Here is a 13541-nt window from a genome sequence, read left to right as displayed (position 1 = left end):
ACTGTTTCGACATCCTTCTTCAATTGTCGTTTGCCGAGTGGAGCTCTCTATCGCTGAGGCCAATCGTGATGCAAAAGCCGTGATGCAAAAGCCGGCGGCGTGGAGCATCTCGTTGTCCTCGTTCATCGGATAGACACGAACGCTCAGTGGTTTCCGATCGCCAAGAAGCCATTGGAGGGCGCTGGGCTTGTAGCTGTCCCCGCGAGGTACGGGATCTATGGCGTGATCCGTTTTCTTACGCCGTCAAGCGTCTTGAGTCGCACTGCGATTGACCGCGTCTCCCATCCGTGAACGCGAACAGCGCCGGGGCCTCATTCTCGCGCTAACTTTGGCGGAGATCCTGCTCCTGCTCACGCTTACATCCGAACTCAAGATTTGGCAGGACAGAGCTAATGCGGCTGAAGAGCAGCTGAAGCCGCTTCAGCAAGTACTGTATGTAGGTGGCGCGGTCGATATCACCGGCGTGCGGCAGCTCGTTGAGCGTTTCGAACGGCTCCCAGACTTGGAAGCGGAAAAGACAGCCCTCAAAGGGGGAGGCAGCCAAGCGGGCTGAGCAATCTGAGCTGTTTAAGTCACTCGGCCTCGACAGCGCGCAGACACTCCACTCGTTTTCCACCGCGCAGGCGTCGGAAATCGGTCCTAATGATCCGCCGGCCGTTCTGAAGCGTGCGGTCGATGTTCTCAGCCCTTAGGCAAAGATCCGCAGCGGAGCCAGATCAAGCCGCTATCTGAAGTTGCCCAAAAACTTGCAGCGGCGGAAGCTGAACGGGAGAGGTATCACCTCGACGTGCTCAATCTAATGCGCCGAAATGGAAACGGCCTCGCCTATCCATCATGCTGGAGGACGCCGACGGGACAAGCGGAATACATCTTCGATATCACGTTCGGCGATCGCGGGATACGGGTCAGCGATGCGCCCAAACCCGATCGAAAGATCCGGCTTGGAAAGATGATGGGATCATTTTATGCGTGGCATCGAGATCAATGAACGAGATTTCGCCGCGGCTACCCGGAACCTTGCCGACTGGGCGACATCCCAAAACTGCAAATTCTACTCACGCAACAGGGATGAAACCGGCCTTTCAAACAAGACGCGCTACAAGTACCTGCAGCGGACCATCGAGCAGAATTTCTATCCTTACTATTCGCCAGCTCCGAGCACGTCACCGAGAAGACCAGCATCCGCTGCCATGACCACGACTGCCGCGCCTAGCCCACCTGTAGGGTAGCTGAGCGAACCGCGGACGGAATAGTTAACACCGCCACCGCCTGACAGAGGATGATAGATGCAGAGCGAAGGCATCCAAGAATACTGTTCACTCTCGCTTCTTCGCGCTGCAGCGTTGCCAATCGGGCGAATTGAGCGCAGGCTCCTCCCCAAGCGCGCAAGTCGCATCATGGGGAGAGACGCATGAAGGAACCGGGACTCGACGGCCGTCATCGGGACAAGGATGGCGAGATCAGCAGGAAGCACGGCAATACGTTGGTCGCCACGTTGCGCAAGATCTATGGGAAGTCGTTTGCGGCCGGCTACCCGGATTCGACGAAGCTCAGTGACGTGCTGCTGCAGCTCAACGAGACGTCGCTGAGCCAGTTGCGCCGGGATCACGGCACCGGGCATTTGGATCACAAGATCAAGGAAGCCTCGAAGTGATCGGGTTTTGCTGATCGGGATCCCTCGCCCGATTGGCGAGGCCGATTGGTGGTCGCAACGTTTGTTCGCTCCCGTGGTTTCGTGCTGTCCCGCTGCGCGGAGCGCCATCGCGCGTCGGAAAGCCCGGGCACCGGGCACTCCGACGCTGAATCCGACGGACGAATCCGTCCTACTTCCCCATGCTTCCCGCCTGGTTCGTGCCCGGGCCGACATTGCCCTGGCTCGACGAGGTGGAATCGCGGCCGGACTTCATGTTGCTGCCGGTGGTCTGCGACGAGGTGGTCGACGTCGCGGCGTTGTGCTTCTTGTGGTGCTTCGCTTGCGCGGCGAGCGGGACGGCGGCGAGGGTAGCGGCGACGAGGGTGGCAATGGCGAGTTGGGTCTTCTTCATGGATCCGATCTCTATCCGGTTGAACTCCACGCTCGCCCAACCCGGCTGCGACATCACAGTTCCTGCCGGGGGATCAAGCGTTGTTGTTCGATTCCGACGGCGCGCGTGAAGGTGCGATGCAGCAGCGTCAGGCCGGCGCTTGCATGGGCACGGCGCCAGGCTGCGACGTCGGCTTGGGAAACGGCCGGAAGGTCATCATCATCATGACAGCGCCGAGGCCCATCACCCACGAGCCGACATAGAGCCAAGTGTAGCTCGCAAAGCTGTCGTAGATCAGGCCGCCGGCCAGCGGGCCGGTCGCCATGCCGAGGCTGCCGGCCATCGCCGTGCCGCCGATCACCGTGCCCATGATGCCTTGCGGAAAATTGTCACGCGCGATCGCGGCGTAGAGCGGCATGGTGCCGGCATAGAGGAAGCCGAAGGTCGCCGCGACCGCATAGAACGCGGCGAGGTCGCGCACGACCACGTAGGCGAGCGCGCCGAACGCCTGCGCGAGCAGGCCGAGAACGAGTACCCGCTTGGCGCCGAAGCGGTCGCCGAGCAGGCCGAAGGCGATGCGGCCGCCGAGCCCGGCGAGCCCCTCGATGCTGTAGATCGTCACCGCCGCCATCAGCGGGATGCCGCAGGTGACGGCGTAGCTCACGGTGTGGATGATGGGGCCGGAATGCGTGGCGCAGCAGAAGAAGTTGGTGGCGAGCAGGATCAGGAACTGCGGCGAGCGCAGCGCCGCCGATCGCGTCATCTCGGCCGGCCCGGCGGCGGGACCCGACGCGACGGCGTCGCCGGGCGCGGACGATGGCGGACGGCCCACGAGCAGCGACGTGGGAATCATGATGGCGGCCACGATCGCGGCGATGCACTGCATCGCGGTCCGCCAGTCGTAGCTGGAGACGAGCCAGGCCGCGAGCGGCGACATCGTCATCGGCGCCACGCCCATGCCGGCCGAGACCAGCGACACCGCGAGGCTGCGATGAGTGTCGAACCAGCCGGTGACGGTCGCCATGACCGGCGGAAAGATCGCCGCCGTCGCGATGCCTGCGATCAGGCCGAACAGCAGTTGGAACGCCAGCAGCGAGGATGTCAGGCTTGCCAGCAGCAGGCTGACGGCGAGCAGGATCGATCCGATCAGCAGCACGGGACGCGGGCCGATGCGGTCGGACAGCGTGCCCCAGCCCATGCTGGTGACGGCCATCGCCAGGAAGCCGATCGTCATCGCGGTGGAGATCCCCGCGACCGACCACCCGGTCTCGGCGGCCATCGGCTTGAGGAACACCGGCAGCGAGAACAGGCCGCCGACGGCGACGCAGCCGAGCACGCCCCCGGCCGCCACGATCACCCAGCGATAGTACGATGTGCTCATCCGCCGTCTCCTTCCCGATTGTTCGGTTGGAAGACGATCGGGACAGGGCCGAGACGACACGCGGCGATCGGATTTTTTCGCGGGCTGTGGAGCCGGCGCCTCACACCGGCGTCATGCCGTGCTGGCGCTTGGTCTCGGCGGTCTCCTCGGAGACCAGATATTCGATGAAGGCCCGCGCCGCGTCGGTGTGCGCGCCGGCCTTGCACAGCGCGGCGGCGAACACCGTGCCCGGCTGCAGCGCATCCGGCAGCAGGCCGACGATGTCGATGCCGGGGGCGCCGAGCATTTCGCTGAGCTGCTGGAAGCCGACATCGACCTCGCCATCGGCGAGCAGTTTTGCAACCGGAATGCCCGGCTTGGCCTGCACCAGGCGCGACGCGCCCTCGCCTTCCAGGCCCCAGTCGCGAGCGAGCTTCTGCACGTGCGTTCCGCTCGGGCCCGTGGAGATGCCGATCGCCCTGGCATTCTCCATCGCCTTGCGCACGGCGGCCTCGTCCAACGGATCAGGCTTCACGGCGCCCGCGCGCACCGCCATCGCCATCGGCGATTCCGCGATCTCGATGATGCTGCCGGGCACGAGATGGCCGTCGGCCTCGAGCTTCTGCAGCGCATCCGAGGCGAGCACCGCGAAATCGAACGCTTCGCCGGCGCGGATGCGCTTGGCGGCATCGACGCCGCCGACGGATTCGATCGTGATCACCTCGCCGGTCGCCTCCTCATAGGCGGCCGCGAGCTCGGCGAGGATCTGCCTCGTCGCCATCGAGGAAATGCCGGCGGCGGTCACGCTCATGATCTGCTCCGTTCAACGATGTCGATGACGACGCCGCAAAGGCGGACGCGCACGTCTCGGATATGGCAAGCGCGGCGGCCGAGCAAGATGGTCGTCACTTCGGCACGTTGCGCTCCAGATCCTCCAGCCACGCGGTGGCGTTGCCGTCCGACGGCGCGCGCCAGTCGCCGCGCGGCGACAGGGCGCCGCCGGCGACCACTTTCGGGCCGTTCGGCATTGCCGAGCGCTTGAACTGGCTGAAGGCGAAGAAGCGCTTGAGGAACACCTCCAGCCACTTCCTGATCTCGCCGAGCGTGTAGGCGTGGCGCTTGTCGGCAGGGAAATGCGGCGGCCAGGCGCCGTCGCCGACATTCTTCCAGGCGTGATGCGCCATGAAGGCGATCTTCGACGGGCGCATGCCGTAGCGCAGCGTGTAGAACAAATTGAAGTCCTGCAGCTCATAGGGGCCGATCGCGGCCTGCGTGCTCTGCGGCGTCTCGCCCTCCTTCACCGGCACCAGCTCCGGCGAGATCTCCGCTGAAAGCACCGCCTCGAGCGTGCGGTCCACTTCGGCGGAGAACTGATGCGAGGCGATCACCCAGCGGATGAGATGCTGGATCAAGGTCTTCGGCACGCCGGCATTGACATTGTAGTGCGCCATCTGATCGCCGACGCCATAGGTGCACCAGCCCAGCGCGAGCTCGGAGAGATCGCCGGTGCCGAGCACGAGGCCGCCCCGATCATTGGCGAGGCGGAACAGGTAGTCGGTGCGCAGGCCCGCCTGCACGTTCTCGAAGGTGACGTCGTAGACCTGTTCGCCGCGGCCGAAGGGATGGCCGATGTCCTTCAGCATCTGCGTCGCGGCGGGGCGGATGTCGAGTTCGGCGGCGCTGACTTGAAGCGACGACATCAGCGCATGCGCGTAGGACTTGCTCTGCGCGCCCGTGGCGAAGCCGGGCATCGTATAGGCCAGGATGTTGGTGCGGGGAAGGCCGAGCAGGTCGATCGCCTTCGCCGCGACGATCAGCGCATGCGTGGAATCGAGCCCGCCGGAGACGCCGATCACGATGCGCTTGGTGCCGGTGGCGCGCAGCCGCTGCGTCAGGCCGGCGACCTGGATGTTGTAGGCCTCGTAGCAGTCCTGATCGAGCCTCGCGGGATCACTCGGCACGAACGGAAAGCGCTCGATGCTGCGCATGAAGCCGATGTCATCGAGGGTCGGCTGCAGCTCGAAGCCGATACGGCGGTAGTGCACGCCGGCGCGTTGCGCGCGCGCATTGTCGTCGAACGTGCCCATCAGCGCCCGCTCCTGGCGCAGCAGATCGAGATCGACGTCGGCGAAGATGGTCTGGCCGATCTGGCGGAAGCGCTCGCTCTCGGCCAGCAGCATGCCGTTCTCGAAGATCGAGGTCTGGCCGTCCCAGGCGAGATCCGTGGTGGATTCGCCCACACCGGCCGCCGCGTAGATGTAGGCGGCGAGGCAGCGCGCCGACGTGGAACGACAGAGCAGCGAGCGCGACTCGGCGCGGCCGACCGTGATCGGGCTGCCCGAGAGATTGGCGAGCACGGTGGCGCCGGCGAGCGCCAACTCGGACGCCGGCGTCACCGGGATCCACATGTCCTCGCAGATCTCGACGCCGATGACGAGCCCGGCGACGTCAGCGGCGGCGAACAGCAGATCCGTGCCGAATGGCGCCATGGTCTCGGCGACCTCGATCATCTCGCCGCGGATGCCGGCGCCGGAGGCGAAGTGACGGCCCTCGTAGAACTCGCGATAGGTTGGCAGGTAGCTCTTCGGGATGACGCCGAGTACCTCGCCGCGATGGATCACGACGGCGCAATTGTAGACGCGATGCGCAAAGCGCAGCGGCGCGCCGACGATCATGACCGGCATCAGGTCGTGCGAGGCTTCGACCAAGGTGAGCAGGCCGCGCTGGACGGCGTCGAGCAGCGGATCCTGCTTGACCAGGTCCTCGATCGCGTAGCCGGACAGGCAGAGCTCCGGAAACACCGCGACCGCCGCCCCCTGGTCATGGCAGGCGCGCGCCGCCGCCAGGATCGCCGCCGCGTTGGCGGTGGGGTTGGCGACGCTGGAGGCGGTGACGCAGGCGGCGACGCGGGCAAAACCGTGCCGGTAGATCGAATGGAAATTCATCGTGGCAGTCCATCTCCTGTCACCTGATCATACGACATGGACCATGACGGGAGCCATAACAAGGGCGGCAGGCCAGCACCGCCAGGGGCGCAGGCTGTGACCTCCGCACGCGTCATTTGAATTGCGCGGGCCACCCGGTGCCGGGTAACTCGAGGCTCGCTTCTTCGCGCCATCCGGGTGAACGGCATCCATGAACCTCTTCGTCATCGGCTTCGGCTACACCGCGCAGCGCTTCGTCGAACTGCACCGCGGCGCGTTCGCGCGCGTCGGCGGCACGGTGCGCGGCGCCGACAAGCGCGCGCAGCTGGCGCCTGATGACATCGACCTGTTCGACGGCACGGCGCCGGCCGCGACGCTGGCGAAAGCCGCGGGCGCCGACGTCGTGCTGATCTCGGTGCCTCCGGGAGCCGGCGACGACCCGGTGCTGGCCACGTTCGGCGACGCTATCACGGCAGGGCGCGCGCGCCGCGTAGTCTATCTCTCGACTGTCGGCGTCTATGGCGACCATCAGGGCGGCTGGATCGACGAGGACACGCCGCTGGCGCCTGAGCACGACCGGGTGCAGGCCCGGGTCCGCGTCGAGGCGGACTGGCGCGCGCGGATCGGCGACCGGCTCGCGGTGCTCCGGCTCGGCGGCATCTACGGGCCGGGCCGCAATGCGCTGGTCGAGCTGCGGGCCGGGCGGGCGCGGCGCATCGTCAAGCCGGGACAGGTGTTCAACCGCATCCATGTCGATGATGCGGGCCGCGCGATCATGGGCGCGATCGAGCGCCGGCAAGGCGGCGCCTGGAACATTGTCGACGACGAGCCGGCGCCGCCGCAGGATGTCATCGCCTACGCCGCCGCGCTGATGGGCATCGCGCCGCCGCCCGAGCTGCCGTTCGACCGCGCCGAGCTGTCGCCGATGGCGCGGAGCTTCTATGCCAGCAACCGCCGCATCCGGAACGTCCGCGCCAAGCAGGAGCTCGGCGTCGTCTTTGCCTACCCGACATATCGTGCCGGGCTCGACGCGCTGTGGGCCGCGGGCGAAGGGCGCTGACGCGAGATTTTCTGGGACACCGGCGAAACCTTCCGCCGCGCTCGCGATTGCCACGAACAGAGATTGTCATGCGGGTTTGACGCGACTGCACGTCGTGTGCCCCTCACACGACGGATGTTCGACGTGCAAGGCGATCAACCCATCAGCTGGCTGATGTTCTTCACGCTCGCGGCCGCGATCATCATTGCCGCCGGCGCGTTCCTGGCCTTCCTGCGCTCGCGACACAACCGCGAGATCGCGGCGGTGGCGCTCGAGGGCGACGGCCGCGCCCGCGTCGTCGCTGACCGGAGCCGGTGCCGAGAGCGGCGGGCATCCGGAGGCAAATCCGCCGGCGAGGTAAAAAATACCGCCAGGAAGCAAGAAGGCCGCGCAATGGGCGGCCATCTTGATGTTCAACCCGGGTGGATCGCCCCGATCAGATCGCGGCTGCGACCTTGTCGAGGCCGATGGTGCGCGCAAGCCGCCGCACTTCGTCCTTCTGGTCCTCGCGCAGCTGCCACAGCAGCGGCATCGCGGCCGACTTCAGCTGTTGCACCTCATCCGAATCCGGATCGATCGCCACCGCGCCCGGCTTCGCCGCGCCCTGGCGGCCGGCGTGGATCTTGCGGGCGACGGCGCGCAGCGCCGTCTCGACCGCCGGCCAATAATATTCCTGGCTCGACGACAGCCGCAGCCGCTCCTTGATGCCCGCGATCTGGCCGTCCGACAGCAACGAATAGGCCTTCTGCACCTCCGGCTTCAGCGGCGCCGGGGCCGGCTCGCTCCTGGCGAGAATCTTGGACTTCGGCACCACCGGCTCGGCAGCGACGACGGCCGACGCTTTCGCCATTTCCGGCTCGGACGGCGCATAGGCAAAGGCCTGGCGCAGCGTCGCCTTCGACGGGGCACTCGGCTGCTGCACCTCGGGAGCCGCAAGTGTGACCATCGCCAGGCGGTCGCCCTTGGCTTCACGGTTGGAGATTGGGCTCTTCGCCACCACAGGCGGCATCATCGCACCGGCCGAAGGCACGCTGTCCCGCATCAGGACGCTTGTCACGGCCGCGCCTGCGATCAGCACGCCCAGCACAGCGACAAAAGCGATCGACTTCGTCACGCAATTCTCCGTATCCCGGCGGAAAGCCGCAGCTTGCCGAAAAGTGGGAGTTAATTAAGGCTTTACGATGCCACAGAAACACAGAGGCCACCATTCTGCCCTGTGAACATGACGGATATTTTTTTACGCCGCCGAAGACAGCTCGGCCGGCATCGGCAGGTCGTACGCGGCCTGGATGTCGGCGACGATGTCGGAGGCCTCCCAAAGCGCCGCCGGTTCCACCGAATGCAGGCTGATGGTCCAGTTCCCGCCGCGAGCGGTGCGGGGAACGCTCATGATGTCGAACTGGACGTTGCGGCACAGCGGATGCCGCTGCAAAGCATGCCCGACGCGGATCCGGATCTCCTCGAGCGTCGCCCGCTCCTTGTCCTGCCGTAGCCCGATGCCCATCGCACGATTCCGCCAAGTTCAAGCTCCGCGGATTGTGGGACCCGATGGTTAATGGTGCCTTAAGGACACACATCACGTTTTCTCTCATGATCGGAGGCCACCCGCGCCGCCGTACTCATCAGCCGTGCGCGCGACCAGCACGGCGACCGACGGGATGTCGGTGACCCCCGAGGTCGCGTGCCCCGCGCTCCAGATGTCGCGCCAGCGTTTCGGCCGCGCCTCGCGCGCGGCGATGTCGATGTCGCTGCCGATCTCGATCGCGCCGCGCGCCGGCAACGCTTCGGGATCGAGCCCGGCCGCGACGATCGACGGCCGCAGCATGCTGGTCGGCAGGCCCGTGAAGGCCGAGGTGAGCAGCACGTCATCGGCCGAGCTTGCCACCAGCATCGCCTTGTAGCGATCATCGGCCATGCTTTCGCGCGTGGCGATGAACTTCGTGCCCATATAAGCGAGATCGCAGCCGAGCACTTCGGCCGCCCGCAAGGCCACGCCGTCGCTGATGCCGCCCGCGAGCACGATCGGCCCGGCGAAGAACGCCCTGACCGCGCGCACGAAGGCGAACGGGTTGAGCCAGCCGGTCTGGCCACCCGCGCCGGCCGTGAGCAGCACCAGCCCATCGGCGCCGGCTTCCACCGCGCGCTCGGCATGACGGATCGAGGCGACGTCGGCCAACACCAGCGCGCCCGCATCATGCAAGGGCGCAACGACCTTCGCCGGCGAGCCGACCGATGTGATCACGATCTCCGGCCGGTGCCGCAATAGCACCGCGAGATCGTCCTTCAGCCGCGCGTTGGAGTGATGCACGATCAGATTCGGGCAGACCGGCGCAGTCGCCGCCCCGCTGGTATCGCTGCTGCGCGCAAGCCGATCCGCAATCCGGAACAGCCAGGCGTCGAGCTCGTCGGGGGTGCGGCAATTGACTGTCGGGAACGCGCCGATCACGCCGTTGGCGCAGGCCGCGCTCACCAGCTCGATTCCCGACACCAGAAACATCGGCGCTGCGATCAGCGGCAGGCGCAGCCGCGTCCGCAGCCCGGCCCATCGAGTCTCCCGCACGGCGCTTCCTCCCTGATCTCTGTTCGGCTCAGGGATAACGACGCAGCCGCATGCGATCAATCGTTGCCGAAGAAGCTGAAGCGCGGCCCCTCCATGCCGACCGGCTGCGCCGCATAGGCGCGGGGCGTCGTATCCTCGCGCACCGCCTGCTCGACGGCGCGCAGATCCTGCTCGCGGCGCTGGCGCCGGCGCTCGACATATTGCCGGTGCCGGTCGGCGCGGCGCTGCTCGGCGACGCGCTTGCGCTCGGCCCCGCGCGCCTTCAGGTCCGCGTCCTGAACTTTTTCTGCGGCCTTCTCCTGGAGCTTGGCCTGGGCTTCGTCGGACGTGGTGGCCGGGGTGGTGGCCGCCACCGCAGAAGCCGCGGACGCAGCGTTCGCGTCCGGCGCAGCCGCCTGCTGCGACGGCGCGGGACTGGCCGAGGCCGACGTCGCAGGCGCCGTCTCGGCTGCTGCAGGCGACACCTTGATCGGCGTCGTCGCAGCCGCCTGCGTCGCCGCAAGATACGCGGTGGCGGTCGGACTTGGCGACGGCGCGTCCGGTCCGGAGCGCTCGAGCTTGGTCGATTCCATCACCGGCGATCGCGGATGCATGCCCTCGGCCAGAATGAGCCCACCGCCGAGACCGGCCGCGACGGCTATGGCGACCGTTCCGGCTCCTGCAAAAAAGGCTGTCGAGGTGCGCATGGCCTTGCTCCTTAATTCTTCGGCCGGGCAACGCGGGGCGCGCTGCGATGTTCCGGGAACGGCAGAGCGCGCCTTGAGCGCGAGGCACTTTCTGATAGCGTCGGCAACAAGCCATGCGACGCCACAACGATCGCGGCCTCCCGGGAGGACGTTCCATGAGCCATCAGCTTCACACGTTTCCAGTCGTCTGCGAGCAGACCCTGCTCACCCTGTCGCGTCACCCCTCGCGCACCGCTTTCAGCTGGCCCGGCGGATCGCTGTCGTATCAGGGCGCGATCGACCTGATCGGGCGCATGCAAGGCGTGTTCATGCGCCTCGGCCTTTCGCCGGGAACACGTGTCGCGTTGCTCACCGCGAACCGCGCCGATACCTGGTGCGCCGGCACGGCGGCACAGCTGTCGCGGCTCGCCATCACCTGGCTGCATCCGCTCGGATCGCTGGAGGACCAGCTGTTCCAACTGTCGGATTCGGAATCGCAGGTGCTGGTGATCGATGCGGCAGCGTTCCGCGACCGCGGCGGCGAGCTCGCCGCGCGCGCCGACGGCCTCCGTCACGTGTTCACGCTGGGGCAGGCCGGCTATGGCGTTGACCTGCTCGCCGCAATCGAGCAGGCCGGCCACGCCACCGCACGCAATTTCGCCACGCCCGACGACATCGCGACCCTGAACTACACCGGCGGCACCACCGGAAAGTCGAAGGGCGCGCTGCGCCATCACCGCGAGTATGGCGGCTTCGCCACCGCGATCCTCGCCGATTTCGAGATTCCGGAGCGTGCGCGCTACCTGACGGTGGCGCCGATCAGCCATGTCGCCGGCACCAAGGTGCTGCCGACCCTGATGCGCGGCGGCACCGTGCACATGCTGAAGGGATTCGATCCCGAGGCCGTACTGGCGACGATCGCCCGCGAGCGCATCGACTTCACGCTGTTCGTGCCGACGATGATCTACGTGCTGCTCGATCATCCCGCGTTGGCTAGGACCGATCTCTCCTCGCTCGAGCTCGTGCTGTACGGCGCCTCGGCGATGTCGCCGACGCGGCTCGTCGAGGGCATCGAGCGCATCGGCCCGGTGTTCTCGCAGCTCTACGGCCAGACCGAATGCTATCCCGTCTCGGTGCTGCGCAAGGCCGATCATGATCCGAAGCAGCCGGAGCTGTTCCTGTCCTGCGGCTTCCCGATCGCGGCCTGCGAGGTCAAGATCCTCGACGACGACGATCGGGAGGTCGCGCAGGGCGAAGCGGGCGAGATCTGCGTGCGCGCGCCGCATGTGATGGCGGAGTATTGGAAGCGGCCGGACACCACGGCGGAGACGTTGAAGAACGGCTGGCTGCACACCGGCGACATCGCCCGCCGCGACGAGCGCGGCTACGTGTACATTCTCGACCGCAAGAAGGACATGATCGTCTCCGGCGGCTTCAACATCTTCCCGCGCGAGATCGAGGACGTGCTGACGCAGCACGCCGACGTCGCGATGTGCGCGGTGGTGGGCGTGCCCGACGACAAATGGGGCGAGGCCGTCACCGCGATCGTGGTGCCGCGCGCCGGCGCGCAGATCGACGCTGCCGAGCTCATCGAGCTCGTGAAGGCGCGCAAGGGCTCGGCCCATGCGCCCAAGAGCATCTCGTTCGTCAAGGAGCTGCCGATGACCGGCGTCGGCAAGGTCGACAAGAAGGTGCTGCGCGCACGGTTCTGGGAGGGCCGCGGGCGGATGGTGGGGTAGCGGCATCATCAGCTCCCTCGATCGCCACCGTCATTGCGAGGCGCTCTTGCGCCTTCCAGGGCCGCGGATGAGGCCCTGGATTGCTTCGCTCCGCTCGCAACGACGGCAATCCAGACTCGCGGCTTTGCAATGCCGATGGAAGCTCTCGCCCGTAGCCGCCGCGCTCCGCTGTCGTCCCGGGCAAGCGAAGCGCGACCCGGGATCCATAACCCCAGGGCAGCGTCGTAAGCGCTGACGTCGCGACCCGCGTGCCTCGACCATCGTCCTGTGATTATGGGTCCCGGCGTTCGCCGGGACGACAGCCTCTGTGTGGCGCGATACTCGCCACGCGATCCGCTGTATCCAAACAACACTGAATGCGTTGCCCCCATTGCAGACATGACATTGCTGCCTCGCGGCGCATCTGCGTCCGAGTCTTGCTGGTGTCGTTCCCCTCCAACTCACGGAGGGTGCAGGGAAGGCCAGGCCTCGACCGAGGCCTGCGGTCCGCGTGCAGCAAAAAAGCACGCGGCAGAACCACAGGTTCGGCCGGATAGACCCGGCCTTCCCTGCGCGATGGCTTTACGATTTATACGCAGTCTCCTCGGTGACCGGCTTGTTTGCCACCGTGGCGACAACGCGTTTCACGCGTTGCGCGGACCTCAGCGTCGGGAGGCCAGGACCCTGCGACTTCACCGTCCGCGACGTGGCGTACGTCGGCATGCCCAAAGCATGCTGCGCCCCATCGCGGCCACCGCATCCCACCCCAACGCATCGTGACGTTCGCGAAGCGCCCCTCGTCAATGAAGCGGGATGCGGAGAAGAGACCATTGATTTCGGAAAATGAAAAGTCGAATATTTTTCGCTCCGCATCTGGACAGCCCAAATCAGCTTGATCGCGCGAGCGAATTTCGTCTTTGCGCGCGCCGCTGCGGACGCCCGACCTGCGCCGGAAGGTATCGATGGGGAAGCAAGCCTGCTCGTCGGCCAAATCAACCTCGCTGCGGCACAACGAATCCCACGCGACGCGCAACAGAGGGCCCAACGTAAAGCCGGTCTGCACTCCGACCCGCTGTCGTGCCGAACAAGCGAAGCCGGACGATGTGCAGGCATCGGCGCGTTCGCGCGACCCAGGACCGAGACCACAGGACGTGGCGAGCCCGGATGCATCGGCCATCGTTGCGAAAGGTTGTCGGCGACCGGCACACCGCCGTCGCGAGCCCCCGAAACGACGAAGCGATCCAGGCCTTC

At 66.5% G+C, this 13541-nt stretch carries 13 protein-coding genes; 4 read left to right on the top strand and 9 right to left on the bottom strand.

Annotated features, from left to right (window positions below; genetic code table 11):
• The first annotated feature begins 268 nt into the window (after positions 1–268).
• Together QX124_RS28925 and QX124_RS28920 are read left to right on the top strand one after the other, a co-directional pair.
• Complete coding sequence (locus QX124_RS28925) at positions 269–553, top strand: hypothetical protein (protein ID WP_315736153.1); 285 nt, start codon at positions 269–271, stop codon at positions 551–553.
• 858 nt (positions 554–1411) lie between these two features.
• On the top strand, positions 1412–1654 hold the full coding sequence (locus QX124_RS28920) for a hypothetical protein (protein WP_315736152.1): 243 nt from the start codon (positions 1412–1414) through the stop codon (positions 1652–1654).
• A 169-nt stretch (positions 1655–1823) separates the two neighbouring features.
• Here the strand turns inward: QX124_RS28920 and QX124_RS28915 are convergent, their stop codons facing one another.
• The 4 genes from QX124_RS28915 to QX124_RS28900 form a co-directional block, all read right to left on the bottom strand.
• Positions 1824–2045, bottom strand: coding sequence for a hypothetical protein (locus tag QX124_RS28915; protein ID WP_315716269.1), 222 nt, complete (start codon positions 2043–2045; stop codon positions 1824–1826).
• A gap of 127 nt (positions 2046–2172) precedes the next feature.
• Positions 2173–3405, bottom strand: coding sequence for an MFS transporter (locus QX124_RS28910; protein ID WP_315782971.1), 1233 nt, complete (start codon positions 3403–3405; stop codon positions 2173–2175).
• A 100-nt stretch (positions 3406–3505) separates the two neighbouring features.
• The gene (locus tag QX124_RS28905) at positions 3506–4195 is read right to left on the bottom strand and encodes a substrate-binding domain-containing protein (protein WP_315798971.1); all 690 of its coding nucleotides are present in this window, start codon (positions 4193–4195) and stop codon (positions 3506–3508) included.
• A gap of 94 nt (positions 4196–4289) precedes the next feature.
• The gene (locus tag QX124_RS28900; RefSeq protein ID WP_315798970.1) at positions 4290–6329 is read right to left on the bottom strand and encodes an NAD(+) synthase; all 2040 of its coding nucleotides are present in this window, start codon (positions 6327–6329) and stop codon (positions 4290–4292) included.
• Between the two features lie 190 nt (positions 6330–6519).
• Here QX124_RS28900 and QX124_RS28895 point away from each other — a divergent pair, with 190 nt between their 5' ends.
• Positions 6520–7368, top strand: coding sequence for an SDR family oxidoreductase (locus tag QX124_RS28895; RefSeq protein ID WP_315798969.1), 849 nt, complete (start codon positions 6520–6522; stop codon positions 7366–7368).
• A gap of 66 nt (positions 7369–7434) precedes the next feature.
• On the opposite strand, the gene QX124_RS28890 is transcribed toward QX124_RS28895, so the two are convergent.
• From QX124_RS28890 to QX124_RS28870, 5 genes are all read right to left on the bottom strand, one after another.
• A complete protein-coding gene (locus QX124_RS28890; protein WP_315798968.1) occupies positions 7435–7764 on the bottom strand; it encodes a hypothetical protein in 330 nt (109 codons plus the stop codon).
• A gap of 19 nt (positions 7765–7783) precedes the next feature.
• Positions 7784–8404 carry a hypothetical protein gene (locus QX124_RS28885; protein ID WP_315737021.1) on the bottom strand — a complete coding sequence of 207 codons (621 nt, stop codon included), beginning with the start codon at positions 8402–8404 and terminating at the stop codon, positions 7784–7786.
• Positions 8405–8584: 180 nt separating this feature from the next.
• Positions 8585–8851 (bottom strand): hypothetical protein, encoded by a 267-nt coding sequence (locus QX124_RS28880; RefSeq protein WP_315772726.1) that lies wholly within the window; start codon positions 8849–8851, stop codon positions 8585–8587.
• 84 nt (positions 8852–8935) lie between these two features.
• Positions 8936–9907, bottom strand: coding sequence for a nitronate monooxygenase (locus tag QX124_RS28875; protein ID WP_315736146.1), 972 nt, complete (start codon positions 9905–9907; stop codon positions 8936–8938).
• Between the two features lie 56 nt (positions 9908–9963).
• Positions 9964–10593: a hypothetical protein gene (locus QX124_RS28870; protein ID WP_315798967.1), complete on the bottom strand. Its 630-nt coding sequence runs from the start codon at positions 10591–10593 to the stop codon at positions 9964–9966.
• Between the two features lie 155 nt (positions 10594–10748).
• Here QX124_RS28870 and QX124_RS28865 point away from each other — a divergent pair, with 155 nt between their 5' ends.
• On the top strand, positions 10749–12311 hold the full coding sequence (locus QX124_RS28865) for an AMP-binding protein (protein ID WP_315798966.1): 1563 nt from the start codon (positions 10749–10751) through the stop codon (positions 12309–12311).
• Positions 12312–13541 lie beyond the last annotated feature (1230 nt).

This window comes from Bradyrhizobium sp. SZCCHNRI3043, from assembly GCF_032377735.1.
Classification (GTDB): domain Bacteria; phylum Pseudomonadota; class Alphaproteobacteria; order Rhizobiales; family Xanthobacteraceae; genus Bradyrhizobium.
This window is presented reverse-complemented; position numbering and strand designations above follow the sequence as displayed.

Coding starts and splice junctions, on each gene's coding strand:
- QX124_RS28905 (WP_315798971.1), bottom strand. CDS start 4,195: ATGAGCGTGACCGCCGCCGGCATTTCCTCGATGGCGACGAGGCAGATC.
- QX124_RS28895 (WP_315798969.1), top strand. CDS start 6,520: ATGAACCTCTTCGTCATCGGCTTCGGCTACACCGCGCAGCGCTTCGTC.
- QX124_RS28900 (WP_315798970.1), bottom strand. CDS start 6,329: ATGAATTTCCATTCGATCTACCGGCACGGTTTTGCCCGCGTCGCCGCC.
- QX124_RS28910 (WP_315782971.1), bottom strand. CDS start 3,405: ATGAGCACATCGTACTATCGCTGGGTGATCGTGGCGGCCGGGGGCGTG.
- QX124_RS28920 (WP_315736152.1), top strand. CDS start 1,412: ATGAAGGAACCGGGACTCGACGGCCGTCATCGGGACAAGGATGGCGAG.
- QX124_RS28915 (WP_315716269.1), bottom strand. CDS start 2,045: ATGAAGAAGACCCAACTCGCCATTGCCACCCTCGTCGCCGCTACCCTC.
- QX124_RS28865 (WP_315798966.1), top strand. CDS start 10,749: ATGAGCCATCAGCTTCACACGTTTCCAGTCGTCTGCGAGCAGACCCTG.
- QX124_RS28880 (WP_315772726.1), bottom strand. CDS start 8,851: ATGGGCATCGGGCTACGGCAGGACAAGGAGCGGGCGACGCTCGAGGAG.
- QX124_RS28870 (WP_315798967.1), bottom strand. CDS start 10,593: ATGCGCACCTCGACAGCCTTTTTTGCAGGAGCCGGAACGGTCGCCATA.